Source organism: Pseudomonas sp. BF-R-19 (genome assembly GCF_019956445.1).
Taxonomy (GTDB): Bacteria; Pseudomonadota; Gammaproteobacteria; order Pseudomonadales; family Pseudomonadaceae; genus Aquipseudomonas; species Aquipseudomonas fluorescens_BH.
On the sequence record NZ_JAHBDN010000071.1, the window covers coordinates 15,679 to 42,074 of the forward strand.

18 protein-coding genes are annotated in these 26,396 nt (G+C 59.5%); 2 read left to right on the forward strand and 16 right to left on the reverse strand.

From position 1 onward, the window contains the following. Nucleotides 1–133 precede the first annotated feature (133 nt). The 3 genes from KGB28_RS21375 to KGB28_RS21385 all read right to left on the reverse strand — a co-directional run bounded on the left by KGB28_RS21375 (nucleotide 134) and on the right by KGB28_RS21385 (nucleotide 2,019). Nucleotides 134–532, reverse strand: coding sequence for a DUF4440 domain-containing protein (locus KGB28_RS21375; RefSeq protein WP_223447771.1), 399 nt, complete (start codon nucleotides 530–532; stop codon nucleotides 134–136). A 164-nt stretch (nucleotides 533–696) separates the two neighbouring features. Next, entirely contained in the window at nucleotides 697–1,521 is an 825-nt protein-coding gene (locus tag KGB28_RS21380) for an SDR family oxidoreductase (RefSeq protein ID WP_223447772.1), read from the reverse strand. A 33-nt stretch (nucleotides 1,522–1,554) separates the two neighbouring features. After that, entirely contained in the window at nucleotides 1,555–2,019 is a 465-nt protein-coding gene (locus KGB28_RS21385; RefSeq protein ID WP_150754563.1) for a multidrug transporter, read from the reverse strand. Between the two features lie 251 nt (nucleotides 2,020–2,270). Here KGB28_RS21385 and KGB28_RS21390 point away from each other — a divergent pair, with 251 nt between their 5' ends. Both KGB28_RS21390 and KGB28_RS21395 read left to right on the forward strand, forming a co-directional pair. Beyond that, complete coding sequence (locus KGB28_RS21390; RefSeq protein ID WP_223447773.1) at nucleotides 2,271–5,027, forward strand: RHS repeat-associated core domain-containing protein; 2,757 nt, start codon at nucleotides 2,271–2,273, stop codon at nucleotides 5,025–5,027. Between the two features lie 15 nt (nucleotides 5,028–5,042). After that, nucleotides 5,043–7,808, forward strand: a complete 2,766-nt coding sequence (locus tag KGB28_RS21395) for an RHS repeat-associated core domain-containing protein (protein WP_223447774.1) — start codon at nucleotides 5,043–5,045, stop codon at nucleotides 7,806–7,808. An 83-nt stretch (nucleotides 7,809–7,891) separates the two neighbouring features. On the opposite strand, the gene KGB28_RS21400 is transcribed toward KGB28_RS21395, so the two are convergent. The 13 genes from KGB28_RS21400 to yaaA all read right to left on the reverse strand — a co-directional run bounded on the left by KGB28_RS21400 (nucleotide 7,892) and on the right by yaaA (nucleotide 26,092). Next, nucleotides 7,892–9,343 (reverse strand): mannose-1-phosphate guanylyltransferase/mannose-6-phosphate isomerase, encoded by a 1,452-nt coding sequence (locus tag KGB28_RS21400; protein WP_223447775.1) that lies wholly within the window; start codon nucleotides 9,341–9,343, stop codon nucleotides 7,892–7,894. 214 nt (nucleotides 9,344–9,557) lie between these two features. After that, nucleotides 9,558–10,214 (reverse strand): alginate O-acetyltransferase AlgF, encoded by a 657-nt coding sequence (locus KGB28_RS21410; RefSeq protein WP_150726844.1) that lies wholly within the window; start codon nucleotides 10,212–10,214, stop codon nucleotides 9,558–9,560. Nucleotides 10,215–10,228: 14 nt separating this feature from the next. Beyond that, complete coding sequence (locus KGB28_RS21415) at nucleotides 10,229–11,404, reverse strand: alginate O-acetyltransferase (protein ID WP_223447776.1); 1,176 nt, start codon at nucleotides 11,402–11,404, stop codon at nucleotides 10,229–10,231. An 11-nt stretch (nucleotides 11,405–11,415) separates the two neighbouring features. Beyond that, nucleotides 11,416–12,981 (reverse strand): MBOAT family O-acyltransferase, encoded by a 1,566-nt coding sequence (locus KGB28_RS21420; protein WP_223447777.1) that lies wholly within the window; start codon nucleotides 12,979–12,981, stop codon nucleotides 11,416–11,418. A gap of 215 nt (nucleotides 12,982–13,196) precedes the next feature. After that, nucleotides 13,197–14,321 (reverse strand): mannuronate-specific alginate lyase, encoded by a 1,125-nt coding sequence (locus KGB28_RS21425; protein ID WP_223447778.1) that lies wholly within the window; start codon nucleotides 14,319–14,321, stop codon nucleotides 13,197–13,199. A gap of 8 nt (nucleotides 14,322–14,329) precedes the next feature. Then, on the reverse strand, nucleotides 14,330–15,781 hold the full coding sequence (locus KGB28_RS21430; RefSeq protein WP_223447779.1) for an alginate O-acetyltransferase: 1,452 nt from the start codon (nucleotides 15,779–15,781) through the stop codon (nucleotides 14,330–14,332). 10 nt (nucleotides 15,782–15,791) lie between these two features. Further along, nucleotides 15,792–17,381 (reverse strand): mannuronan 5-epimerase AlgG, encoded by a 1,590-nt coding sequence (gene algG, locus KGB28_RS21435; RefSeq protein WP_223447780.1) that lies wholly within the window; start codon nucleotides 17,379–17,381, stop codon nucleotides 15,792–15,794. A 26-nt stretch (nucleotides 17,382–17,407) separates the two neighbouring features. Further along, a complete protein-coding gene (locus KGB28_RS21440; RefSeq protein ID WP_223447781.1) occupies nucleotides 17,408–18,892 on the reverse strand; it encodes an alginate export family protein in 1,485 nt (494 codons plus the stop codon). After that, nucleotides 18,889–20,400 carry an alginate biosynthesis TPR repeat lipoprotein AlgK gene (algK, locus tag KGB28_RS21445; RefSeq protein WP_411740595.1) on the reverse strand — a complete coding sequence of 504 codons (1,512 nt, stop codon included), beginning with the start codon at nucleotides 20,398–20,400 and terminating at the stop codon, nucleotides 18,889–18,891. Before algK ends, KGB28_RS21440 begins: the two co-directional genes overlap by 4 nt. Nucleotides 20,401–20,409: 9 nt before the next feature. Further along, a complete protein-coding gene (locus tag KGB28_RS21450) occupies nucleotides 20,410–21,579 on the reverse strand; it encodes an alginate biosynthesis protein Alg44 (RefSeq protein WP_223447783.1) in 1,170 nt (389 codons plus the stop codon). Between the two features lie 36 nt (nucleotides 21,580–21,615). Continuing rightward, the gene (gene alg8, locus KGB28_RS21455; protein WP_150726835.1) at nucleotides 21,616–23,097 is read right to left on the reverse strand and encodes a mannuronan synthase; all 1,482 of its coding nucleotides are present in this window, start codon (nucleotides 23,095–23,097) and stop codon (nucleotides 21,616–21,618) included. A 95-nt stretch (nucleotides 23,098–23,192) separates the two neighbouring features. Next, nucleotides 23,193–24,509: a nucleotide sugar dehydrogenase gene (locus KGB28_RS21460; protein ID WP_046041959.1), complete on the reverse strand. Its 1,317-nt coding sequence runs from the start codon at nucleotides 24,507–24,509 to the stop codon at nucleotides 23,193–23,195. Between the two features lie 803 nt (nucleotides 24,510–25,312). Further along, nucleotides 25,313–26,092, reverse strand: coding sequence for a peroxide stress protein YaaA (gene yaaA / locus KGB28_RS21465; protein WP_057713390.1), 780 nt, complete (start codon nucleotides 26,090–26,092; stop codon nucleotides 25,313–25,315). Nucleotides 26,093–26,396 lie beyond the last annotated feature (304 nt).

A 26,396-nucleotide genomic window follows, 5' to 3' on the forward strand; every position in this document is an offset into this window, starting at 1 on the left:
GTCGGATCGCCGCACCGCCGCTCCCACATGTGATCTCATTCGTACGCAAATGTTGGGTTCACTGAAGATCCATTGTGGGAGCGGGCTTGCTCGCGAAGGGTGCAACGCGGTCAGTCAGACAGGCGTCGGGCGTTCACTCCTTGCAAAACGTCTCATGCAAATGCCGCCAGATCACCCGGCCATCCGCCTGCTTCTCGAATACGACCGTGGAGCGCCGATCCGAGTGCAGCCCGGTGGCATCGGTCTGTTGCTCGCGGTAACTCACGGTCGCGCCGCCGTCGTACAGCGCTATCCCGCGTAACTCGCTGAGCTCGATGCGGAACCCGAGCTTCTTGCCGCCCGCCAGCGTGAACAATTCGCTCAGCGCGTCAAAATCCAGCACCCGGCCGAGCGGCGAGACCATGGAGAACTGCGGCGAAAAACGTGTCAGCAGTTTTTCGAGTTCGGATGCGTCACGCTCTTCGGCCAGCCATTGTTCGATGGCCACGTGGGCCTGGATCACTTCGTCGAAGTATTCGGTGTAGTCGGTCATTGTGCTGTTACCTGAAGTTTTGTAGGGACTGTGCGGGCCTCTTCGCGAGCAAGCCGGATCGCCGCACCGCCGCTCCCACTTTTGATCTTCATCGTGTGCAATCTTTGAATTCACTAAAGATCCAGTGTGGGAGCGGGCTTGCTCGCGAAGGCAGCGATGCGGTCTCAGAGCTGCCCACGCAACCCGAACCGCTTCATCAACCCCGATTCCAGCAGCCCCTTGGGCAACAATCCCGCTAGCAGCGGCAACGCGCGACTGCCATTGCCGAGACGAATCAGTCGCGGCGGCTTGTCCTGCTGCACAGCCTTGAGCAAACCGGCGGCGAATTCATTGGCCGGGGTCGGGTTGTCCTGAGAGGCTTTGGCCCGAGCGCGTATGCCTTCGCGCAGCGCAAACCATGGCGACTGTTCGCTGATCAGTTGCTCGGCTTCGTGCCCGGCATTCCTGGCGAAACTGGAAGCGATGGCCCCCGGCTGGACTTCCATCACCCGCACGCCGAACGGCGCCAGTTCCATGCGCAAGGCATCGCTCAAGGCATGCACGGCGGCTTTCGAGGCGCAGTAAGCACCGGCGAATGGCGTGACCAACACACCCGAAACGCTGCCGATATTCACGACCAATCCTTTGGTCCGGCGCAGCACGGGAAACATCGCGCGAGTGACGCCAACGACAGCGAACACATTGGTTTCGAACTGGCGCTGCATGGCCGGTACGCCGCCATCGAGCAGCGGCCCCATGGCGCCATAACCCGCGTTGTTGATCAGCACGTCGAGACCACCGCGTTCCTGGTTGATGCGGTCGCTCAATTGCTCAAGGGCAACACCGTCGTTTACGTCAAGTTGCACGGCGGTAAATCCGGCAGCGCTCAGCATGGCGACATCTTCGGCCTTGCGCGCACTGGCCCAGACTTCATAGCCGGCGACCTTGAACGCATCGGCAAGGGCACGGCCAATGCCACTGGAACAACCGGTAATCAACGCAACGGGCATGGCGCTTTCCTTGTGCAAAAAATGGGGGAGGGATCAGTCGGAAAAACTACCCTGCAATCGCTCGGCGCGAAACTCCAGGGTTTCCGGACGGTAGCCAGGGCGCAGTGGCGGCAGCGGCAAACAGTCTTCCCAGTTGCCACCGGCCTGCAATTCGCCGGGGCCACGATAACGCGGGGCGGAATATTGATTGTCGGCCAGGTTCACCGTATCGCCCGGTGCATAAGCCGCGACCCGCCAGCGCAATTCCGTCAGCGGCACGTCATTGCCGTTGTTCAGGGTCAATTGCAATGGGCGGTCAGCAGGACATTGTTGTGGTGCGTAACTGATGCGCAACTCCAGGCGTTGCAGTTGCTTGAGCTCGTGCTGGTCCATCCAGATGACCCAGGTGGCGACGATACCCAGCCCCACGGCAGCCGCCAGGGATACGGGCAAGGCCTTGGCTGGATAGCGCAGCAACAGGATCAGCCAGGTGATGACCAGCAGGGCGCCGATGAACATGACGTAAATCTCGGGAATAGAGAGGGTCATCCTACCTAAGCGCAGGTGGGGTTGGCGATGGGCGGGGCGTGGCGATGGTACAGAAGGCCGTCTGTCGACCCTGTAATTTCTGACAGTAGCCAGGCACTTGATCGACAGGCTTAGATGAGGGGAGTGATTCCGGAGCGGCTACAGTGACAGCATCCCTTTCAATCCACCGCCACACCCCGAGCCTGACTATAGGTGACCCTCGGGGGTTGCCGGTACGCGCCGTGGGTTACTGGCGTGACATTGACGGCGTGCCTCCTCAGGCACGGGTCAACCGCACGGCCCATGATGGGGCGGGGCGCGCGACTGCGCAGTGGGACCCGCGGTTGTTTCTGGACGCTTCGGCGCCGCCTAATCTGCAAACGGATTACGCCCTGTCCGGTGCGGTGTTGAGTACCAGCAGCGTCGATGCCGGCTGGCGTGTGGCGCTGTCGGGTGAGGCGGGGCAGCCGCTCCATCACTGGGATGGGCGGGGCTCGCAACGCTGGCTGCGGTACGACACTCAGCTGCGCCCGGAATCGGTGTTCGAGCAAGCCGTGGACGGCGAAGCGTTTTGCATGGAGCGCTTGAGTTACGGCGCGAGCGATCCGGTCGCTGCCGAGCACAACCAATGCGGCCAACTGATTCGCCATGATGACCCGGCGGGCACGCAGCGGTTTACCGAGTTCGGCTTGCACGGCGCGGTGCTGGAGCAGACGCGGCATTTTCTGCAAGCGTTGACGCTGCCGGACTGGCCCGAGCCGGAAGCGGAGCGTGAGTTGCTGCTGGAGCCGGGCGAAGGTGCGATCACCCGTTTGCGCTTCAACGCATTGGGCGAAACGATCTATCAAACCGATGCCAAGGGTCACCGCCAGTTATTCAGTCAGACCCTCGACGGCCAATGGCGCGCGGTTCGCCTGCAACTCAACGGCGCATCAACTCCGAAAACGCTGGTCAGCGACATCACCTACAACGCCCATGGCCAGACCAAACGGGAGGTCGCCGGCAATGGCGTGATCACCACGTTGGAATACGACGCGCAAAATGGCCGACTGACTCGCCTCCTGGCGCAACGCGGCAACGAAACCCTGCAAGACCTGCGCTACGCCTACGATCCGGTGGGCAATGTGTTGAGTATCGAGGATGGCGCGCTGCCGATTCGCTACTTCGCCAACCAGCGCATTGAGCCAGTTAATCGTTATGGTTACGACACACTCTCTCAACTGATCGAAGCCACGGGTTGGGAGGCGGGTAGTGCCAACAAAGGTCCACAGTTTTCGACGTTTGATGATCCCGCACCCCGCGCGAACTACCGCCAGACCTATCGCTACGATACGGGCAGTAACCTGTTGGAGCTGACCCACGAAGGTCCGCAAAGTCATGGACATCGACTGGTTGCGGCGGCGCACAGCAACCGTTGCCTGCCGGTGCTGGAAGGCGTGGAACCGGACGAAGAGGACTTCCGCCGAGGCTTCGACGGCAACGGCAACCTGCTCAACCTGCAACCGGGGCAGGCCTTGGCATGGGACCTGCACAACCAGTTGGGCGAAGTGCGGCCAGTGGAACGTGACTCAGGTCTCAGCGACCGCGAGCGCTATGTCTACGGCGCCGACGGCATGCGCCTGCGCAAAGTCCGTGAGGCCCACACCAATGCCCGGACACTGATCGCCGAAACCCGTTATCTGCCGAACCTGGAACTGCGCAATGACAGCGGCACGGGCGAAGTGCTGCAGGTGATCAGCGTGCAGACCGGGCGCAGCAGTGTGCGGGTGTTGCATTGGCAATCGGCGCCGCCGAAGGACAGCGCCAATGATCAATACCGTTACTACCTGAATGATCATCTGGGTTCCTGCACCCTGGAACTCGACGACGACGGTGAAGTGATCAGCCAGGAGCGTTATCACCCGTTTGGCACCACCGCGTGGTTCGCCGGACGCGGGGAGGTGGAGGCGAGTTACAGAACGGTGCGTTATTCGGGGAAGGAGCGGGATGCGACGGGGCTTTATTACTACGGGTTCAGGTATTACGTGGCGGGATGGCAGCGGTGGTTGAATCCGGATCCGGCGGGTACGCAAGATGGGCTGAATATTTTTACGTTTGTGAATGGCAACCCTGTTTCCTTCAAAGACTTACAAGGCTTGAACGGCATAGATATTCTGAACATTACTCCACGACAGAAGGAGATTTTGGGGCTCAATGGCCCACAGCTATCTCCTGCCCAAGCAATGTACGAGATGGGCATTTCTTGGAAAAGCAATGGTCCGCCCTCGGCACCTGTCGCATATGTAGAGAGTATCGATCAGCGTATCTGGAATAATCTGGTTCTCGCTGATGTAGCCAATAGGTTTAGCAAGGCATTACTACCTTTTGGGTCTAGAAATCAAAAAGCCGATTTATGGCGCACTCGAGGGCATGCTTATGCCCAAATAAATTTGGCCCGTCCAACTGGAGAGTTAAGTCTTCCACATGCTCTTCACGCTGGCTCCGGTAATTGTGGAGAGTTTTCCATGTTGAATTTTAGCTTGTTGGCGAGCACGTCACGTAATGATCCGATATTTCGGGTTGCTGCCGAAGGGGAAGATCATGCCTTTGTTGTTATTGGTGATAGCCGCATTCGGAGTGAGGTGGTATTCGCGGACGCATGGCCAACCTTTCCGCAAGCGCATTTGGCGTTTCATGGCAGTTATCGAGTAGGTGATGTTCTTGAAAGCCTCGGCCCGGGCCCCGCATTACCAGATTATGTCGTGGATGATCGGCTCCTTGAACGCGCTAGCCAAATAAGTTTTCCATTGGAGTTTGGCGACAAAAAACAGCTGGGTAAGTTGTTAAAATATGTCCGTGAAGATGATCTTGCTCATACAGAATGGTTCTCTTTAAAGGATCACGTGGTGGGTATAGATTACAAAGCACAATCCAAAGGGGTGTTTTCCACTTTGTCAGAAAGTTTTGTGAAAGAGCGACTTGGACATTACCAGCAATACCTGAAAGCAGGGGGAAAGTGAGTGTCGGAGATCAATATGCAGTCGTCCATGCCCACGATTGACCGTTTCACCCCTAAGCTAATTGCCACTGACCCGAATGGCTTGGTAGTACGCTCAGTGGATTACTACTGCGCCGAAGAAAAAAATGCAGCAGCACCACGGACCAATCACACCGTCCATGATTGGGCAGGGCGCGCGACTGCGCAGTGGGACCCGCGGTTGTTTCTGGACGCTTCGGCACCGGCCAATCTGCAAACGATTTACGCCTTGTCTGGTGCGGTGTTGAGTACCAGCAGCGTCGATGCCGGGTGGCGTGTGGCGCTGTCGGGTGAGGCGGGGCAACCGCTCCATCACTGGGATGGCCGTGGTTCTGAGCGTTGGGTGCAATACGACACCCAGCAACGTCCGCTAGCGGTGTTCGAGCAGGCGCTGGACGGCGACGCGTTCTGCACGGAGCGCTTGAGTTACGGCGCGAGCGGTCCGACTTTTGCCGAGCACAACCAATGCGGCCAACTGATTCGCCATGATGACCCGGCGGGCACGCAGCGGTTTACCGAGTTCGGCTTGCACGGCGCGGCATTGGCGCAGGCGCGGCATTTTCTGCAAGCGTTGTCATTACCGGACTGGCCCGAGCCGGTAGCGGAGCGTGAGTTGCTGCTGGAACCGGATGAGGGTGCGATCACCCGATCGCACATCAACGCATTGGGTGAAACGATCAATCAAACCGATGCCAAGGGTCACCGTCAGTTATTCAGCCAGACCCTCGACGGCCAATTGCGCGCGGTCAGCCTGCAACTCAACGGCGCATCCACTCCGAAAACGCTGGTCAGCGCCATCACCTACAACGCCCATGGCCAGACCGAACGGGAGGTCGCCTGCAATGGCGTGATCACCACGCTGGAGTACGACGCTCAAAATGGCCGACTGACTCGCCTCCTGGCGCAACGCGGCAACGAATCCCGGCAAGACCTGCGCTACGCCTACGATCCGGTAGGCAATGTGCTGAGCACCGAGGATGCCGCGCAGCCGATTCGCTACTTCGCCAACCAGCGCATTGAACCAGTCAATCGCTACGTCTACGACAGCCTGTCGCAATTGATCGAAGCCACCGGCTGGGAAGCAGGAGGCGCCAACAAAGGGCCGCAGTTTTCCACTCTCGACGACCCCGCGCCCCGCGCCAATTACCGCCAGACCTACCGCTACGACGCGGGCAGTAATCTGCTGGAACTGACCCACGAAGGTCCGCAAAGTCATGGCCATCGACTGGTCGCGGCGACACACAGCAACCGTTGCCTGCCGGTGCTGGAAGGCGTGGAACCGGATGAAGAGGACTTCCGCCGAGGCTTCGACGGCAACGGCAACCTGCTCAACCTGCAACCGGGGCAGACCTTGGCATGGGACCTGCGCAACCAGTTGGGTGAAGTACGGCCGGTGGTACGCGATTCGGGTCTCAACGACCGTGAACATTATGTCTACGGCGCCGACGGGATGCGCCTGCGCAAAGTCCACGAGGCCCACATCAATGCCCGGACACTGATCGCCGAAACCCGCTATCTGCCGAACCTGGAGCTGCGTAACCACAGTGGCACGGGCGAAGTGTTGCAGGTGATCAACGTGCAGACCGGGCGCAGCAGTGTGCGGGTGTTGCACTGGGAATCGGCGCCGCCGAAGGACAGCGCCAATGACCAGTATCGCTACCATCTGAATGACCATCTGGGTTCCTGCACCCTGGAACTCGACGACGCCGGTGAAGTGATCAGCCAGGAGCGTTATCACCCGTTTGGCACCACCGCGTGGTTCGCCGGGCGCGGGGAGGTGGAGGCGAGTTACCGGACGGTGCGTTATTCGGGGAAGGAACGGGATGCGACGGGGCTGTATTACTACGGGTTCAGGTATTACGTGGCGGGGTGGCAGCGGTGGTTGAATCCGGATCCGGCGGGGGATGTTGATGGTTTGAATTTTTACTGCATGGTCCAAAACAATCCAGTCAGTTTTAAGGATGACGACGGAAGACAAAGTGACTTTAGTAAATTTTATAAACCTGAGCAGGGTGATCTGATTTTTGGTTTGGCGAAAGTACTGGATCAGGGATACCTGAGTTGGTGGGCAGCGCTGACCGGTCGTGGTGATTATCTGGCGAAGTATTTAAACGGAGATGATATCGCCCGCTTGGAAAAAGACCTGGATCCATTACGCCATAGCTATAGCTCAATCCGAGATTCGACCAGAAGGTTGGCTTTGTACTCTCCGGTGGCGAAAGTAGGCATCAACAATCGGTTCTGGGAGGGGCAATATTCATCGGTCGAAGCATTGGTTTTCAGGAAGGAGGAAAAATATTACGCAAATATAAAAGCGCGTTACGAGGGGCGGGCATCGACCGCCGCCAACAAACAGTTTTCAGAAAGTTATGCGGATGAGCTTTCCAGTGGTCATTACTCTGTACGAAAAACCTTTGAAAAATATGTCGATGCCGATGACAAGTTTGGTCAAAAACTTATTGCTCGAGCGAGTAAGGCAGGGTTGTCAACGATACTGAATTCTGGGCGCACTGATGTTATTCATTTCACCCTTGACGGGTTGGACATGGAGCAAGTCGTGATGAAAACACGCCCGTCTGCTACTTCGTCGGAATTGCGTTATCTGTTTAGAAATCGTGAAAAGCTCGCAGATAAAGTTTTGTTTTATAGAAACAATATGCTGGTAGATGCGCCTTGGCGCACGGACCGGGCAGGGTGGAGTCGATACACCCCCAAAAGCGTGTCCAGTAATGCTTTGCTGCCTGGGAGACAGGTGATGACATAGCAACCAGAAGAAGGTCCCTCACTCAACTCACTACGGATAGGGAACGCAGTGAACCGAGTGAGGGGGGCGTTTTTATCGGTCGATCATTGCGCGATAGTCTTCACCGCAACCCCACGCTCAACCGGCGTCGAGCGCCCGTAGATATCCTCAAACCGCTCGATATCGTCCTCACCGAGATAGCTCCCCGACTGCACCTCGATGATCTCCAACGGGATCTTCCCCGGGTTACGCAGGCGATGTACCGAAGCGATCGGAATGTAGGTCGACTGGTTCTCGGTCAGCAGGAACACGTTTTCATCACAGGTTACCTCAGCGGTGCCGCTGACCACGATCCAGTGCTCGGCGCGGTGGTGGTGCATCTGCAGCGACAGGCACGCGCCCGGTTTGACCGAGATGTGCTTGACCTGGAAACGCCCGCCCATGTCCACCGAGTCGTAGGAGCCCCACGGACGGTAGACCTCACAGTGGTTCTGGGTTTCAGTGCGGCCCTGTTCGTTGAGGGTGTTGACCATCTGTTTCACGCCTTGGACCTTGTCCTTGTGGGCGATCATCATGGCGTCCTTGGTTTCGACCACGACGATGTTTTCCAGGCCGATCACCGACACCAGCTTGCCGTTGCCGTGGATCATGCAGTTTTTGCTGTCCTGGATCACCACGTCGCCTTTGGTGACGTTGCCGTTGGCGTCCTTTGCATTGACTTCCCACAGCGACGACCAGCAGCCGACATCGCTCCAGCCCGCGGTCAGCGGCACGACGCAGGCGCGTTGGGTTTTTTCCATCACCGAGTAGTCGATGGAATTGTCCGGGCAGCAGGCGAAGGTGGCTTCGTCGAAGGTGATGGTGTCGGCATCCTGATGGCTGCGTTCCAGGGTCAGCAGGCAGGTGTCGTAGATGTCCGGATCGTGCTTCTTCAGCTCTTCGAGGAAGCGGCTGGCGCGGAACAGGAACATGCCGCTGTTCCAGAAGTAACCGCCGGACTGGACGAACTCGGTGGCGCGCTTCACGTCGGGTTTTTCGACGAAGTGCGAGACACGGCTGACGCCTTCAGGCAGCAGCGAGTCGTTGGTCGACTTGATGTAGCCATAACCGGTTTCCGGCTTGGTGGCCGGCACGCCGAACAGCACCATTTCACCGTTTTCGGCGGCGACAGTGGCCAGGGCCAGGGCGCGTTGCAGGGCTTTCTGGTCTTCCAGCACGTGGTCGGCCGGCAGCACCAGCATCAGCTCGTCGCGACCTTCACTGACCAGCATCATCGCAGTCAGGGCCACGGCCGGCGCGGTGTTACGGCCGAATGGTTCCATCAGGATGCGCTGGGACTCCAGCTTGCGCGCCGCCAATTGCTCGTTGACGATGAAGCGGTGGTCCTTGTTGCAGACCACGATTGGCGAGTCCATGCCTTCGAACACCAGGCGTTCCAGGGTTTGCTGGAACAGGGTGTGTTCGCCGGTCAGGGCCAGGAACTGCTTAGGGAATTGTTTACGGGAAAGCGGCCAAAGACGTGAGCCACTACCACCTGACAAGATCACCGGAATCATGTTGTTACTCCTTGAATATCGATTGGTTAGAGCTACTGCGTTCTGTCGTTTCACTCTTGTTTTTGTCTCGTGTCCGGATTGGCGCCTCGGTCCAGTGTGGGAGCGGGCTTGCTCGCGAAAGCGGTGGGTCAGTCAACATCATCGTTGAATGTGAATCCGTATTCGCGAGCAAGCCCGCTCCCACAAGGGGATCGGGGTCAATCCGGCAAATTCATTAGCGCGTCGATACCGGGCGTTTAACCCAGACCGGCGACAGGCTGCTGCCGCTGCCGGTGACGTACAGCACCGCGGCTTCACCGCGTTCCAGGGCGACCGGTTTCACGTCGCCGACTTTGGTGGTGCCGTCGTACAAGGCCAGGCTGACCTTCACCGGGTTGATTTCACGCTCGCCGCGACCCTTGGGCGCAACGTTCGGGACTACGTCGGTCTTGCCGTCGGCGGTCTTCAGGGTCAGCGCCTTGTCGCTGAGGTTTTGCACGCGTACCAGGGACTTCTGCTTGTTCTTGAACGGCGGCTCTTCGATCAGTTGCGGTGCGCCGCTGGCGTTGTTGACCAGGGTGTAATAGTGGTCGCCGGCCAGTTTCACCGGCAGGCTCTGGCTGCCGACCTTGGCGCTGTAGTCGCCGCCCGGCATGAAGCTGAAATCACTGCTCGCCAGTGGCGCGACGTCGCTCAGGTTGGTACTGCCAACAGTGGCGCTGACTTCGGCATTGCTCGCGTTGTAGATGCGCACGAAGGTCGAGCCTTTCGGCGCGACCGGGCCGTACAGGGCGGCGTCGCCAGCGGCGAAAGCCTGTACCGACAGCACGCTGAGGCCGGCAACCAGGGCAAAGCTTTTAGCGAGACGACGAGGAGTTGTAGTGAAAGTCATGGTGTACCTCTCTTTCAGTTTTGCGCCCGGTCGGGCGTCTCGGATTTAGTGTTTGCAGCTACGTTTTGTTGGCGGGCGCCGGCTTGTTTAAGCTCTGCGACCCACTGCGGGTCGGCGTCGCCGATTTCGTTGTTAACAGGCAGATATCGTTCAGGGAACTCCCAGATCAGCACCTGTGGCGGGCTGTTCTTGAAGGCATCGCTTTTGAGGTAGCTGAGCATCGGCAGAATCGGGCCGTGGCCGTCTTCGGCGTAATTGACCACGTCGCTGTTCAGCGCTTGCTTGAGCGCACCCACAAAATTCCAGCTGGGGTTGGCGCTGTAGCTGGTGCCGATCAGGGCCACTGGCACTTCGGTGTTGGCGAACAGCGCGTCGTCACCGGCGGGCTGATCTTGCGCCGCGACCGTATTGCGCTTTTGCAATTGCTCCTGTTTAGGCATCAGGTTTTCGAACAGCGGATCCAGTGGCAGGAACAGACGCAGGTCGCCCTTGTGCGTAATGGTCTCCGCAGGTTCAGTGACAAAACGCTGCGGCTCGCCGCTCAGCGGGTACTTGTCGGCAATGGTCCTGGCCAGACGGTTGGCGGCGATCTCGGCGCCTTGCGGCGTCCAGTGGGTGTCGGTGCGCAGGAACACTTGCTGGCCATCCTGCTTGGCCTGTTGCAGCGGGCCGAGCAGGTCAGGGGCCGGAATCCGGTCGGCGGCCAGGCGCTGGTGGAAGTCCTTGTAGAGGTTGGCGTGGATGCTCGAAGGTTTCACTTCACCGAGGTGTTCCGGGTACAGGCGCACCTTGGCCGGCACCACTGCCATCACCAGTTGCACGCCTTTTTCCTTCAAGGTCTGGCGCACGCCTTCGACCAGCGCGTAGTTGCCTTGCAGGTTCAGCTCTTCGTTGACCACCGGGTGGAATTCTTCATCGCTGTACAACCACTGGTCGCGACCGAGCACCACGCCCGGACGACCTTCGTTGAACAGTTTGAAATCCAGAGCGGCCCAGAGGTTGGTGCCCAGGCGCTTGATCGGGAACTCGTCGTCGTAGTGCGTTTCCACGGCCTTGGTCCAGCGACCGTTGAGCACCGTCGCATCGGCGTTGGTGCTGAAGCCGAAGAAGCTGCGCACCGACCACAGGCCGAGCACCAGCAGGGTCACCAGGAACAGCGCGATGTAGAAGATACGTAATGAGCGGGTCATGGTCAGATCCCTCAGAACTGGAAGTAAAGGAACGGCGAGAAGCTTTGCGCCGAGAGTTTGAGAATCGAGGCGATGAACAGCAGCAGCACCAGCGCGCGCATCACGTAACGCGACCAGTCAGCGGTCCAGTAGGCCGGTTGCACCTGGGCTTCGACGCCGACGGTGTAGCCAGGCTGGTGGATGCTTGCCGGGTTATCCCCAGGCACGGCCTTGATCGTTCCCGGTGTCGCAGCGGCCGGGCCGTCGGCATCGACGTTCACGGCAGGCTTGGTCTTGACCGGAGGCTGATTGGTGTAGAAATCCCGCAGGCCGAAGAACGCCAGGGTCACGTAAGCCACGATCAGCGTTGCCACTTGCAGGCCTGTGAGGCTGGCCTGGTTGAGTTCTGACAGCGACCAGTCGCTGAAGCTGAACATCGCGCCGTACATGCGCCCGGCGACGTGCAGGTTTTCCGCGCGGAAGATCACCCAGCCCATCACCACCAGCAGGAAGGTCAGTACCCAGCGGATCGGGTTGAAGCTGCGTGGAGAAGTGTTCAGGCCGATGGCTTTTTCAATCGCCAGCCACATGCCGTGCCACGCACCCCAGACGATGTAGGTGATGTTCGCGCCGTGCCACAGACCACCGAGCAGCATGGTCAGGAACAGGTTGCGATAGGTCATCAGCGTGCCTTTGCGGTTACCGCCGAGGGTGATGTACAGATAGTCACGCAGCCAGGTCGACAGGCTGATGTGCCAGCGCCGCCAGAACTCGGTGATCGACTGGCTGACATACGGCTGCTTGAAGTTTTCCATGAAGCGGAAACCCATCATCAGGCCCAGGCCGATGGCCATGTCGCTGTAACCGGAGAAGTCGAAATACAGCTGCGCGGTGTACGCCAGGGCGCCGAGCCAGGCATCGCCCGTGGTCGGGTTTTGCAGGGCGAAGCAATGGTCGGCCACCACCGCCAGGGTATCGGCGATGAAGACTTTCTTGATGAAACCCTGCATGAACCGCGTGCAGCCCTCGGAGAACTTGTCGAGGGTGTGGGTGCGGTTATTGAACTGGTCGGCCAGGTCGCGGAAACGCAACACGGGGCCGGCGATCAAGTGCGGGAAGATCGCCACGAACGCCGCGAAGTCGATCAGGTTGCGGGTCGCCGGGGTGTCACCACGGTAGACGTCGATGATGTAGCTGATGGACTCGAAGACGTAGAACGAGATCCCGATCGGCAGCAGCACGTGGGTCAGGATGAACGGCTCCAGGCCCACCGACGTCATCATTGCGTTGATGCTGTCGACGCCGAAGTTGGCGTACTTGAAGTAGCCGAGGATGCACAGGTCGACGGCCACGCCGAGCAGCAGCCAGCGCTGCGCCGGTTTGGTCCTGACCCCGGCGGCCCCGACTTTCAGGCCGATCCAGTAGTTCCACAGCGTGACGCCGGCGAACAGCGCGAGGAAGTCCACACGCCACCAGGCGTAGAACACGTAACTGGCAATCAGCAGCAGCAGATTGCGATAGCGTTGCCCGCTCAGGTAGTACAAGCCGAGAAAGATCGGCAAGAACAAAAACAGGAACACGTTGGACGAAAAAACCATCCCGATCTCTCCTTGTTTGAATCAACAGTCAAGGGCCAACGGCCCCCCCAAACCCCCCATGGAAAACCGGGGGGTATCACACATAACTAACGTCTTGCACTGACCCAGTGTGGGAGCGGGCTTGCTCGCGAAAGCGGTGCGCCAGTCGACATCTTTGGTGGATGTCAGACCGCATTCGCGAGCAAGCCCGCTCCCACAGGGGATCTGAGTTTGTCCTAGGAACCCTTGCTGCCCTTTTCATTGGCCGGGTCGTAGACCCTGGTCAGGTCGCCGCCGAGGCGGAAGGTCTTGAACGGTTGCATGTCATGTTTCTTCTTCAGCACATCCGGCGAGCAGGTGTAGAGCGAACAGAACGGTTCGAGCCAGGCGAATTTCGAGTCGACCTTCAAGTCGGTCATGTCCTGTTCCTTGCCGTTCTTTTCCTCGAACTCATCCGGGTCTTTCACCCCGGCGAGCACGCGATCACCGAGGCGTTTCAATGCGCCATTGTTTTCCTTGCGCAAGTCCACGCCGTTGACCTGGGCGAAACTGGCGATCATGGCCAGCGGCGGCAGGGCGTAGTTGTGGTAGGCCAGCGCCCGTTGTTCACGCTTGAGTTCGTTGGGCAGATAACCGTCGGCATCGACCTGGTTGGCGCCGACCTTGTATTCCTTCACGGCCCAGTCGAACAGGTCGCGGCGGTTGGTGGCGATGGAGGTGGCCATCACCGACCAGGCGGCCCAGTACGAGTGGTTGTTGGTTTGCTCGAGCGGCAGGTTGTCCCAGTCGCTGACCACCTGGTCGGCCATCTTGCTGAACCAGGCTTCGATCAGCTGCGACTCTTGCTGATGGTTGGCCAGCGGACGGGAGTCGGAAAACTTCAGGCGAATGTATGAAGACGCCATGCTGCCCAACGCCCATTTACGCATCGACTTGCCGGTGTGGTTGAAGTCCTTGGACATCAGCGCGTCAGCCTGGGCCCAGGCCGTCAGCCAACTCAACGTACAGTCAAGCTGTTCCGGGCGGCCGTCACGCATGAACTGCATTACGTGCTTGCTGATGCCGCGCTCGATCTTGGTGATGTCGGCGGTACTTTCGCGGAAGGCTTTCTCCGACTGCTCGTTCAGGGTCGCGCGGGCCTTGTCCGAGCCTTCGTACTTGCTGCGAAACTGCAACGAGCCGGTGTAGGGCGTCGGCATTGCATCGCAGCCTTCGCTCTTGTCGCCGGTTTTCACTTTCTCGATCGGCGCAAAATAGCCCTGTGGCGGACGCAATGGCGCCGCCGCTTGTGTGGCGCCAGCAAACATCGCCAGGCTCAACAGCGTCGGTGCCAACAGATGCTTCAGTTTCGGATTTCGCATAGCAGACCTCATTGCCCGGCTGAAGCGGTACGTTGCTCAGCGCCCGGGAATACGTTGCGTTTGCAGATTTTCGCTTCGACTTTCTGTGGCGCGGCACCCGCTTGTTCCGGGCCCTGGACTTCAACGGCCAGCAGGTTCTGCGAGGCCCAGTCTTCGTCCGTGCGCAACTCGAAGGCGAAACGCCCGTCGGTGTCGGAGGTTTCCGGTTTGTCGATCTTGATGTCCTCGTGGCGACCGTTCATGTACCAGAGGGTGGCTTGCAGGGTTTTCACCGAAGTGTCGGCGAAACGGATGTCGACCTGGTGGCTGCCGTTGCGCAGGTCCATGTTCTTGCTGTTGACCATCAACTCGTTTTTGCCCGGCTTGAGCGTGGCGCTGCCGGACATCTGTGCATCCTTGCCTTCGCAACCGTTGTCCAGCAGCGCCATCATCTGGCGGTAGATGGTTTCCTGGTCGAGGCGGTACAGCGGCGAGAATTCCCAGATGAGAATCTTCGGCGGGTTCTTCTGGAACTCGTCGCTGCCCAGGTACTGCAGCATCGAACCTTCCAGGCCGCCGCCGGGGAACGCCACGTTGAGAATGTCGGCGCCGATGGCCTCTTCGAGGAAACCGGAGAAGTTGTAGTTCTTGCCGCTGTGGGAAGTACCCACGAGGGTGATTTGCGGGTTGCCGGAATCGCCGAACAAATCGCCATCGCCCGCTTCGCCCTTCGGCTCGGTGGTGAACTGATCCATGTACTGGATCGCGTAGCTGGTGCCACAGAGTTGACCGGCCATGTTGTGCAATGTTCCGGTCTTGCCCATGCGACCCGACTTTTTGGTCTCGAATTCGCGCTTGGGAATGTCGGCGAATTCAGGCAATTGCTTGACCTTCTCGGCGACGATTTTCGCCGTACGTTGGGCACCATACGGAGTCCAGTGCTGGTCGCCACGGAAGTAGAAATCGTGGGCGGGCAGGGTGTCGGGCAACGACTCGTTGGTCAGCGGCGACAGGTCCGGAACGACGTAGCCCATCTGCGCGAAACGACCGAGCATGGACTTGTAGTTCCTCAGCGCCTTGTCGAAGTCGAAGCTGGCTTTCTCCGCCGGGTTGAGCTTGTTGCGGTTCACCAGGCCACGGGTCGGCTGGTACACGACAACCAGTTCCACACCTTTACTCTTGAACGCATCGTGCAGTTGTTTCATGCGTTTGTAGCCGGCGGGCGTGGTGTCGAATTCGGTGCGCAAGTCTTCTTGCGTACGGAACAGCCAGTCGCCTTGAGCCTGTACCAGCGTGGTGAAGTTCTGCTGATAACGGGTGGTGTAGTTCTTCGCGTCGTGGGCGGCCGGGCACAGGCTGCAGCACGGTTCGGCGGTGAATTTTGGAGCCTGGACTGCATCGGCACGCGCGCCACCGCTGGCCGCGAGAATGCCGGCGGTCAGGGCCGACAGGCTGAGTAATTTGATCAAGTGTGGGTGCATAAGATTATCCTCAGTCCCGCATTTCGGTCTGGCGTTCGACGGGGTCGATCAGCACGGCTTTCTGCTGGCGCACCAGCAGGTCGAGAATTTCATCCTGGCGCTCGCCAAGAATGCCGGTGAAGCTGATGCCGCTGGATTTGGTCGGTGCGAGCATGGACACGCGATACAACTCGACACTCAGCGGCGAGTCGATGGACAGCGGGCCACTGCCGTTGGCCGCCAGCTCACCGCCGACCACGATCAGCGACACCTGGGCGTCGAACGGGTCGAGCTTGATGTCACGGTCGGTGTTGCTCAGGTCCTTGATGTGCCCGTAGACACCGGTCAGGCCGTTGGCCATGGAAACGTTTTCGTACAGGCGAATGTTCACGCTGTTACGAATGCGGATGCCGTGGCGGCGGTTGCTGACGACTTTGTTGCCCCACAGCAGGTTGTCGGCACTCTCGTAGAGGGTGATGCCGTCGGTGTGGTTCTGGTAGATCTCGTTGTGGGCGATCAGGTTGTTGACGCTGTTACGGTCGATCACCAGGCCCGACAACTTGTTGTCGTAGCTGCGGTTGTTGAAGATGAAGCTGTCGTTGACCTCACGGGAAATAATGATCCCGTGCTTCTTCTTCGTACCAAACACCGTGTTGTCGGCAATGATCAGACCGTGGGAACGGTCGTGTGGGTCGATGCCGTAGACGATGTTGTCTTTGTAGGTGTTGCCCTTGACCACGAAGTCGCGGGTTTCATAGCAGTAGAAGCCGTACCACATGTCCGAGAATTCGGAGCCGACGATCCAGCCGGTCGGCTCAGGACGCTTGAGCACCTTGGCCATGTTCGGCGTGTACTGGGAAATACTCACGCCGTAGGACTTACTGTTGGCGTAGCCGAAGCTGGCGATCTTGCTGTTGGCGATGTAGGTCTCGGTGCCGCCCCAGGACAGCAGGAACGGACGGAATTCCTTGGGCGAAGTGAACGTCGCCGGGCCGTTGTCCTTCTCGCGCCAGCCAGTGATTTTGGTATCGCGAACGAACAGCTGGCCGTCGTTGACCAGGAACGCACCGGCCTCCTGGGACAGGCGCAGTTCCTGGGTCTGCTTGTCGATTTCCAGGATGCCGTGACGACCGACCACGATCGGCAACCGGGAGAGGAACACACCTGGCGAGGTTTCGCTGAAGTACTGCTTGGGCAGCTTCTTCGCCAGATCCTTGAGGTTCATGTAGCCGTCGTCGACGAAGATCGCCTGGGGGATGCCGTGCTGACGCACCACCCACTCGGCCATCTTGTTGTCGCCACCGATGAAGTCCTTGAGGGCGTCTTCCTGCATCATCCGGCGCACGCTGATCTTGCCGGCCTTGCTGCGCACGATTTTCGCGGCGATAGCCTCGGCTGTGTAGCCGGAAACGTCCGGCAGTTTCGGCTTGGCCAGTTCCAGCGGCGCGGTCGGTGCGCTGCTGACGGTATAGGTCTTGGCCTGTTGCAGTTCCTTGGCCACGGTTGCCGGCTTCGCCGGTTCCACATTGGCCGGCTCTACATTGGCGAAGCCAGTCGCACTGGCCAGCAGCATCGCGCCGGCCAACAGGCTGATCGAGCCTTTTCGGGCTGGATGATTCATCTGGGAGACTCCCTTCGCGGTTTGCATCAGAAGCGCCAGATCACGTCTACGAACGCGCGGTGCATGTACGAATCGACTTCCTTGCCGTACGCATCGCCCGGCTTGAACACGCCGCCACGCAAGCGCACCAGGGCCGAAGGCTCATCGATCGCCTGACTCATCGACGCCGGCAACAAGCCTTGCTTGAAGTACTTGGTGACCACCAGGTCCATTTCCTGACCGAGGTCTTTCTCGCCATCGTTCAGTGGCAAGGAAGTGCTGGAGAGGATCGCACCGGTCACGTCGTCGGTGTTGTTCTGCACGGCGTCGATGCCGTTGCTGCCGACCGGCTTGTTGCCGTCGACGCGCCAGAATTTGTGGTAGATCAGGCTGGCGTCGTATTCGTCGTTGAGCATCCACGAACCGAACAGGGTGGCGCTCTGCAGGTTGTTCATTTCGCCACGGAAGGCCTCGCCGAAACGGTGCACGCGCGAGCGGGTACCGGTGTAGTTCGAGCGGTTACTTTCCAGGCCGTTCTGTTCATAGTCTTCGCTGGCGCGGGCGTAGGCCGCACCGACTTGCCATTGTGGATCGAGGCGCAGGCGAACACCCAGGTCGGTGGCCCAGCCATCGACATCGCCGCTGCGCTTGGCTTGTGCGGGAGCGGTGCCATCGGCGTTCAGCGGGTTGACCGTGTCGCGGTCGCCGCTCATGCCGGTGATGCTGCCCCAGTAGTTGACGGTGTTGGTGTTGCGCCAGTTGTAGGCGTCACTGTCGGCGGTGAGGCCGAGCCAGCTGATGTCGCCGTTCTGTTTCTTGTCCAGCGAATCGCTCGGCACGCCCGGTTGTGGGTAGTCGAGTTTGCCGTCGTCGTGGGTGTGGTGGCCGCGAATGCCGACCCAGTTGCCCGGTGTCCACTGGTACGCAGCATCGGCGTAAGCGTGCAGGCGATCCTTATCCTCTGGCGCGAGTTCCTTGAGGTCGGTGCGGTACTCGCTGAAGCGTTCGGCGATACCGACGTTGGCGCGCAGCAGGGTGGTATCGAAGGTCCAGTTCAGGGCTTCGATGTTGGTGTCGCGCCATTGGCCGTCGTCATTGCGCAGGCGCTGGCGACCGAACTTCAGGATCTCGCCGGGGTAAGGCGTGAAGCCGCTGTAGCCGACCCAGAACTCACGCATGGCCAGGTAGTTCTTCTTGGTTTCGCGATCACCGTTATCGGTGTTCTCGGCGCCATCGGATTGTTGCAGGGTGTCGGTCTCGATGATGTCGGTGGACGTCACCGCCTGACCCATGGCGTAGGCGCTCCACGCGCCGCTTTCGCCGTAGACCCACGGACGCAGGTCGAGGCCGACGCCGTTGACGTCGCCGCCGTCGGCGGTGCCGAGGTCACGGTCGTCTTCGGACTGGCCGGTGATTTTCACGTCCAGGCCGAAGTTCTTGGTTTCTTCAGTCATCGCAGCAAGCGTCGGGCAAGACCAGATCAGCGCGAATGTCAGGCCAATGCCGGCCTTCATGAATGGATTCAACTTCATTGGGATTCCTCGCCATCTTCTTCTTGCAGGGCATGCAGTTCCGGCGTGTTCGGGCTCAGGGCACCGCGCACGGCCTGTTCTTGTTTCAACAGGCGTTGGGCTTCAGCCAACCGGTCGGGCGGCAGTTGCGTTTGGATTGTTTGCGCAAGCTCGGTGGCTTGCGGAGTGTTCTGGGCCAGGGCCAGTTGGCTGAAAACGTAGGCGTTCAGCGGATCAGGCTTGGTGCCCTTGCCTTGGGAAAACAGTTGGGCAATGGCGAAGTCGGCGCTGTTCTGGCCGTTACGCGCAGCGGTCAACAGATGGTCGAGGGCCTTCTGTGGATAGACCTTGCCCAAATAGCCACGGCGATAGATCTGGCCGAGGTAGTAATCGGCAGCGACTTCACGGCCGACGGCTTTCTGGAAATGCGCTTCGGCGACCTTGGCGTCGGCCGGTACCAGCTTGCCTTCGAAGTAGAGCTTGCCCAGCAACAGCTCGGCGCGGGGCTGGTCGGCGGCGCGACCGTTGTCCAGGTACTTCATCATCTGGTCGACGTCGCCCAGTTCCGGGAAGTCGTAGAGCAATTGCGCCAGGGTGACCCACGACGCCGGGTAGCCCGGTGCGATCGGTTCGAGCAGCGACTGTGCGGTCTTCTCGTCGGTCTTGCCCAGGGACGCATCGGCAAGCACGCGGGCGACGCTGTCGACGCGCTGCGCCGAAACGCTGCCTTGGGCATGAGCCGCCTGCATCTGCTTGATCAGCTCGGCCTGTTGCTCTGGCTTGGCCTGTTTCTGATAGACCGTGGCCAGTTCTACGTAGCAGATATCGCTGATGTTGAGCGCGGCCTTGCAGATTTTTTCCACGTCATCCAGATGCTGGTCGTAGGTGCCCTGGGTGCGATAGAGCAGCACCTGCGCCAGACCTGCTTCCGGTTTGTTCTCGGCACGCCATTGGCTGATCTGCTGCTGCGCGTTCACGTTGGGGAAGCTGTGCGGGTATTGCAGGTACAGCATCGCCAACGGGATCAGCGTGTTGCCTTCGCCTGCCGCAGCGGCTTTTTTCAACAGGGTTTCGGCTTCGTGTTGTTCCGCTTCGGTGGAACCGGGCTTGGCCACCAGCAGACGACCGAGGCGTGCCTGGGCACGCGGCGAAACGCTGGCCGCGGCGCGGTAAGTCGCCTCGGCCTGTTTCATCTGCGCCGGGTCACGGCTGTCGACCTGGATATCGGCCAGGCCGACCTGCGCTTCGCTGTAGCCCAGGTCTGCCAGTTGCCGGTAGTTCGCCGCGGCAGTGGTGGTATCACCGCGCTTGAGCGCTTCGTTGGCCAGACGCTGGTCAGGCAGGCCGGCGCAACCGGCCAGGCTCACCGCCAATGCCACTGCACACAGAGACCCCATGTGGGAGCGGGCTTGCTCGCGAAAGCGGTGTGTCATCCCACATTGATGTTGAATATTAAACCGCATTCGCGAGCAAGCCCGCTCCCACAGGGGCTGCGGCGTGTTTTGAGTTTTTGTGATAGTCACAGGCATGTCCTCGACTTAAAGACCGACAGCCATGGCTTTGTCGATCAGCCAGTTCAGGTTCGGGCCACGGTCGCTGTTCACTTCCACCGGGCGGCCGGCGAGGGAGCTGTCCAGGGATTCGTCCGGCTGGATCAGCACGCGGATGTCCGAAGACAGATCGGCGCTTTTCAGGCTAGTGCTGCTGACGATCTTGCCGGTGCGGCTCTTGTCCTCGCCGGCGATCTGGAAGCGCACCGAAGTACCCGGGCGCACGTCGCCGAACTGGCGATAGGAGAAGCGCGCTTCAACATTGGCTTCGCTGCCCCGCGGGACCAGTTGGAAGATCACGTCGCCCTTGCTGGCGTACTGACCGTTGGCAACCATTTGCTGGGCCACGGTGCAGTCGCAAGGCGAGGTCAGGGTGCCGGTCATCTGCTTGCCGAACAGTTCTGCAACCTTGGCCGGTTGCAGTTGGTCTTCGTCCAGATGGCCCTTGAGCACGTCGAGCATGCTAGTGCTGAAGGTCGCCAGCGGTGCGCCCTTGGTGGCCACGCCGTCGGCTTTCACCAGGCTCTGCACGGTGCCGTCGCGGGGCATGGTGATGTTCACGCCCGGCACGCTGACCAGACCGGCCTGGGCGTGGCTGACGAAGTACATGCCGTACACCGATTTGAAAACAAAGCCGAATGCAGCCACGCCGACAACGAAGACCCCCAGGCTGAAGGTCACGGCTTTCATGCGGCCGAACGCGGTCATGCCGTGGCCGCCGTCCTTCATCTTGCGCGCCTTGGTGAAGTTGTCGCGCTGCAGGGTCGCCAGCATTTCACCCACGCTGACGATGTCGCCAGCCAGGTGCGAAGTGATCAGGTGGCGCAGGGTCGAGATGTCCCGTGGTTCCAGGTTCTGGAACTGGCAGCCGGCGCGTCCAGTCTCGCGGTCGAAGGAGCGGACCTGCAACTCGACGTCCATGGCCAGGCCGAGGTTGTCGATGAGGAATTGCAGGCGGGCCTTGTACACGTCACCGATCTTCAGTGGCAATTGACCGGCGTTGAACGCCAGGCCACCGGCGGACAGGTCGATCACCCGGGCTTCGACCGGCGTCCGGTCAGGGCCGAAGAAACGCAACTTGGCCGGGATTTTCACTCGGGCGTGTTGGCGCTGGGCTTCGGATTCATGCACTACGTTGGCGTTGACGGCGGTATTCATAGGGGGCGTTTTCCTAGTTAATTCAGGCGAGTTCGGTCAGACCATCAACAGCAGCACGGCGACAAAAATGCTGCCGGCAGAGAAGGTCATGGTCCGAGACGACCAGGTGTTGAACCAACGTTGAAAGCTGGCGAGATCACGGGTCAGAGACGTGGGTTGGCGAGTCCAGGACTGTTGGTCGAGGCGGAAGAACACGTAGATCTTCACCAGCGCGCCGACGATCTGGTTGTAATAGAGAATCGCCGGGTAGGCCGGGCCGATCCGGTGTCCGGAGCACGACAGCAACAAGGTCAGGATGAACCGGGTGATGCCGATCCACAGCAGGTACACCAGGATGAACGCGGTGCCGTACTTGAAGCTGGCGATCAGCGCCACGGTCAGGCCCAGCAGCGAGGTCCACATCGACACGCGCTGGTCGAACAGCACCACCGAAGTGAACGCACCGAGGCGTTTGATTCCCAGGCCCAAGGCGCGGGAGTTCTGCCGCAGGTTGTTGCCGTACCAGCGGAACATCAGCTTGCGACTGGCCTTGATGAAGCTCTTTTCCGGCGGATGCTCCACGGTGTTGATCGCGGCGTCGGGCACGTAGAAGGTGTCGTAGCCCAGGCGCATCAGGCTGAACCAGCTCGACTTGTCGTCGCCGGTAAGGAACTTGAAACGACCCAGGCGCCAGTGTTGCAGCGAGTCGCTTTCCACGTCGGCGATGAATTCCGGGTTGGTGACCACGGTGGCACGGAACACCGACATCCGCCCGGTCATGGTCAGCACGCGCTTGGACAGAGCCATCGAGCACATGTTGATGTGACGCTGGGCGAAACGCAGCTTGTGCCATTCGCTCATGATGTAGCCGCCGCGCACTTCGCAGAACTCGTTGGTGGTCAGGCCGCCGACGTTGCCGAACAGCTGGAACCACGGCACGGTCTTGCGCACCACGCCTTCGCCGAGCACGGTGTCGCCATCGATCACGGCCACCACGGCGCGGTCATCCGGCAGGTGTCGGGAGATGGCGCGGAAGCCGTAGGCCAGGCCATCGCGCTTGCCGGTGCCGGGAATGCGCACGAAGTCGAGCTTGACCCGGGACGGCGGGTTCATCCGGTTCCACAGGCTTTTGACCAGCAGCTCATCGGACATTTCCACGATGGAGCAGACCACGGTGGTCGGCAGGCCACAGTCGATGGCTTCGCGGATCACCGAGCTGTAGACCTGCGCGGTGGTCAGGGCATCGATGCGGAAGCTGGTGACCATCAGGAACACGTGGGACGGGTCAGCCGCTTTGCCCAGCTTGCGCACTTTGCGCCGCAGGTACGGGTAGACGATGTACAGAAAAATCATGCCGCGCACAAAGTGCGTGGCACCCATCGAGTAGCGCCAGATACCGACGATACCGATCAGGAAAATGAAGTCCTTCGACTCGGAGTCGAACGTGGACACGGGCAACGCCATGGCGAGGCCCATCAGTAAACTCAGGTAGAACAGCCAACCGGCGGCCTGGAGTAGGCCGTGCTTTAGCCTGTGCATAATCGGAATCCTAAAGTCAGTTGCAAGCCCCAAGCTTCAAGCCCCAAGCGAGGAGCTTTGAACTTGCGGCTTGGAGCTTGAAGCTTGCGGCTGCTTTACCAGCAGATACCTTCGGCCCGGCTATTCGTGCTGGTGGCCTTGGACATGAAACCAACCAGGTCGATCACCTGCTTGCCGTGTGGAACGTCCTGCACCAGGGCGCGGAATTTCTCGTCACGGTTGCCGAGGATGATCACGTCGGAGTTGTTGATCACCGCGTCGAAATCGGAGTTGAGCAAGGACGAGACGTGAGGGATCTTCGACTCGATGTAGTCCTTGTTCGCACCGTGAACGCGGGCGTACTCGACGTTGCTGTCGTAGATGCTCAGGTCGTAACCCTTGCCGATCAGCATTTCCGCCAGGTCGACCAGCGGGCTTTCGCGCAGGTCGTCGGTGCCGGCCTTGAAGCTCAAGCCCAGCAGGGCGACTTTGCGTTTGTCGTGGCTGGAAACGATATCGAAAGCGTTCTGCACCTGGGATTCGTTGCTGCGCATCAGCGAGTTGAGCAACGGCGCTTCCACGTCCAGGGAACCGGCGCGATAGGTCAGGGCACGCACGTCTTTTGGCAGGCACGAGCCGCCGAAAGCGAAGCCTGGGCGCATGTAGTACTGGGACAGGTTGAGGGTCTTGTCCTGGCAGACCACGTCCATCACTTCGCGACCGTCGACGCCGACCGCCTTGGCGATGTTGCCGATTTCGTTGGCGAAGGTGACCTTGGTGGCGTGCCACACGTTGCAGGTGTACTTGATCATCTCGGCGACCGCGATGTCCTTGCGGATGATCGGTGCGTCGAGCTCTTCGTACAGCGATTGCAGAACGTCGCCGGAAGCCTTGTCGAATTCGCCGATGACGGTCATTGGCGGCTGGTCGTAGTCGGCGATCGCGGTGCTTTCGCGCAGGAACTCAGGGTTCACGGCCACGCCGAAATCAACGCCGGCCTTCTTGCCGGAGCAGTCTTCGAGAATCGGGATGACTACGTTGGCCACGGTACCCGGCAGCACGGTGCTGCGCACGACGATGGTGTGGCGGGTGGTCTTGTCACGCAGGACAAAACCGATTTCGCGGCACACTGCCTCGATGTAGTTCAGTTCCAGATCGCCGTTCTTCTTGCTCGGCGTGCCCACGCAGATCATCGACAGGTCGGTGTCGCGAATCGCCTCGGCGAAGTTGGTGGTGCCACGCAGACGACCGGTCTGGATGCCCTGTGCCAGAAGTTCGCCCAGGCCTGGTTCAACGATCGGCGATTTGCCGGCATTGATCATATCGATCTTGTCTTTGGCCACATCGACGCCAACGACGTCATGGCCCCGTGCAGACAGGCAACCGGCACATACTGCGCCGACGTAACCCAAACCAAAAATGCTGATGCGCATCGCAATTACCTCTGTATTGATCAGGCCATTAGATGGCCGGAGTTAATGGTGTTCAGCGTGTTTTAGTGCACTCGCAAGTGCGCCTTACAGGCGCAACAATGCCGTGTGCTGGCATATAAGTTACGAGTGTCTAAATAAATGCACTCAAGGTGTGCGCAACTAGGCCTTGTTGTTATGATTTGCCCTGTTATGCAGCCGATCCTCCTTTCAGAAAGATGCAGGTGCAACGGCCTTGCACGCTTGATGTCAGGCCGAAAGCCCGTGGATCAAGCGGTTGGGTGCTCGGGTGAGCACGTTTATAGGGGCGCTGTCGTGGCCTTGTAGGGGATAGTCATATTGCGTTATCTCCTGTCAGTCTGGTGTTGTCCAAATCAGCGATCAGGTGAGTGTTACAACTTCGCTACATGAATCGCTTATCGGCGTAAGTTATCTCGTACACGCTCGGCGAGAATCGTTACCGGTGGTATGAGCGGCGCGTTTGGACATAGTTCCAGTCCGCTCATCGTCAAATCTGAAATTTCTTGAAATATTGAGAAAGATGGCACTGCTCTCAAATTGATAGCACTTGCCGTTTCGCCCTTTATATATAGGCGGATCATTGGGCGGGATATTTTTTTGCCACTACTGTTAAAAAAAAGTCAGTGCCACTACGCAAAAAAATGTTCGAAGTCGAGTGAAACTAAAGTTAGAAAATTTGGTGATGAATTTTTGGCGCCATAAATATGGCGAAAAGGCGGGGAAGGCTGAAGTGAATCTAGGGTCGGCGCACGAGGGTTGTGGAGGTCGTGCGCCGACCGGATGCATCACTCTGGTGCGTGATCGCGCAGAAACACCAGATTGTCCGGTTTGGATTGTTCGGCGCTGTAGCGATAGCCTTGAACGTCGAACTGCTTGAGGGTGGCCGGGTCGTTGATGCGTTCTTCGATGACGAAGCGGCTCATCAGGCCGCGGGCCTTTTTCGCGTAGAAGCTGATGATCTTGTACTGGCCGTTCTTCAGGTCCTTGAATTCGGTATTGATGATGCGCGCGTTCAAGGCGTTGCGCTTGACCGCCGAGAAGTACTCGTTGGACGCCAGGTTGAGCAGCACGTCATCGCCTTGATCGACCAGGGCTTCGTTCAGCCATTCGCTGATGCGCGTGCCCCAGAAGGCATACAAATCCTTGCCCCGGGCGTTGGCCAGTTTGGTGCCCATTTCCAGGCGGTAGGGTTGCATCAGGTCCAGCGGGCGCAGCAGGCCATAGAGGCCCGAGAGCATGCGCAGGTGTTTTTGGGCGTAATCGAAATCGGCTTCGCTGAGGGTTTGCGCATTCATGCCGGTGTACACATCGCCCTTGAAGGCCAGCAGCGCCTGCTTGGCGTTTTCCGGGGTGAACGCAGGCGTCCAGCTGCCGAAACGCGCGGCGTTGAGCCCGCCGATCTTGTCGGAGACGTGCATCAACTCGCTGATTTGTGCGGGCGTCAGCTCGCGCAATTGCAGGATCAACTCCTGGGAATGGTCGAGGTACTGCGGCTGGGTGAAGCGCTGGGTCGCCGGCGGTGTTTCATAGTCGAGGGTCTTGGCGGGTGAAATCACCATCAGCATGAAGTCGTCTCCTTTAATCGTGGCGGCGATTCTAGGGGGTTGTCGGTGTTGACTCCAGCTATCAGGGGCATAGGTGATCAGCGGTTCGCCACAAACCTGTGGGAGCGGGCTTGCTCGCGAAGGCGGTGTATCAGTCGACATTTTCGGTGAATGTCATACCGCATTCGCGAGCAAGCCCGCTCCCACATCTATGGTTACCCCCTTTTCTGCAATACTGTTGTTGATGTCGTGTTTGGCTTGCTTTCATCTATCCGGCGTCTGAGTTGGGGTTGTCGCCCCGCGCCTCGATGAGAATCGATGCCCA

Coding starts and splice junctions, on each gene's coding strand:
- KGB28_RS21440 (WP_223447781.1), bottom strand. CDS start 18,892: ATGAAGTTGAATCCATTCATGAAGGCCGGCATTGGCCTGACATTCGCG.
- KGB28_RS21460 (WP_046041959.1), bottom strand. CDS start 24,509: ATGCGCATCAGCATTTTTGGTTTGGGTTACGTCGGCGCAGTATGTGCC.
- KGB28_RS21400 (WP_223447775.1), bottom strand. CDS start 9,343: ATGATTCCGGTGATCTTGTCAGGTGGTAGTGGCTCACGTCTTTGGCCG.
- KGB28_RS21420 (WP_223447777.1), bottom strand. CDS start 12,981: ATGGTTTTTTCGTCCAACGTGTTCCTGTTTTTGTTCTTGCCGATCTTT.
- KGB28_RS21380 (WP_223447772.1), bottom strand. CDS start 1,521: ATGCCCGTTGCGTTGATTACCGGTTGTTCCAGTGGCATTGGCCGTGCC.
- KGB28_RS21450 (WP_223447783.1), bottom strand. CDS start 21,579: ATGAATACCGCCGTCAACGCCAACGTAGTGCATGAATCCGAAGCCCAG.
- KGB28_RS21430 (WP_223447779.1), bottom strand. CDS start 15,781: ATGCACCCACACTTGATCAAATTACTCAGCCTGTCGGCCCTGACCGCC.
- algG (WP_223447780.1), bottom strand. CDS start 17,381: ATGAATCATCCAGCCCGAAAAGGCTCGATCAGCCTGTTGGCCGGCGCG.
- KGB28_RS21385 (WP_150754563.1), bottom strand. CDS start 2,019: ATGTTCATCGGCGCCCTGCTGGTCATCACCTGGCTGATCCTGTTGCTG.
- yaaA (WP_057713390.1), bottom strand. CDS start 26,092: ATGCTGATGGTGATTTCACCCGCCAAGACCCTCGACTATGAAACACCG.
- KGB28_RS21375 (WP_223447771.1), bottom strand. CDS start 532: ATGACCGACTACACCGAATACTTCGACGAAGTGATCCAGGCCCACGTG.
- KGB28_RS21410 (WP_150726844.1), bottom strand. CDS start 10,214: ATGACTTTCACTACAACTCCTCGTCGTCTCGCTAAAAGCTTTGCCCTG.
- algK (WP_411740595.1), bottom strand. CDS start 20,400: ATGCCTGTGACTATCACAAAAACTCAAAACACGCCGCAGCCCCTGTGG.
- KGB28_RS21415 (WP_223447776.1), bottom strand. CDS start 11,404: ATGACCCGCTCATTACGTATCTTCTACATCGCGCTGTTCCTGGTGACC.
- KGB28_RS21395 (WP_223447774.1), top strand. CDS start 5,043: ATGCAGTCGTCCATGCCCACGATTGACCGTTTCACCCCTAAGCTAATT.
- KGB28_RS21425 (WP_223447778.1), bottom strand. CDS start 14,321: ATGCGAAATCCGAAACTGAAGCATCTGTTGGCACCGACGCTGTTGAGC.
- alg8 (WP_150726835.1), bottom strand. CDS start 23,097: ATGCACAGGCTAAAGCACGGCCTACTCCAGGCCGCCGGTTGGCTGTTC.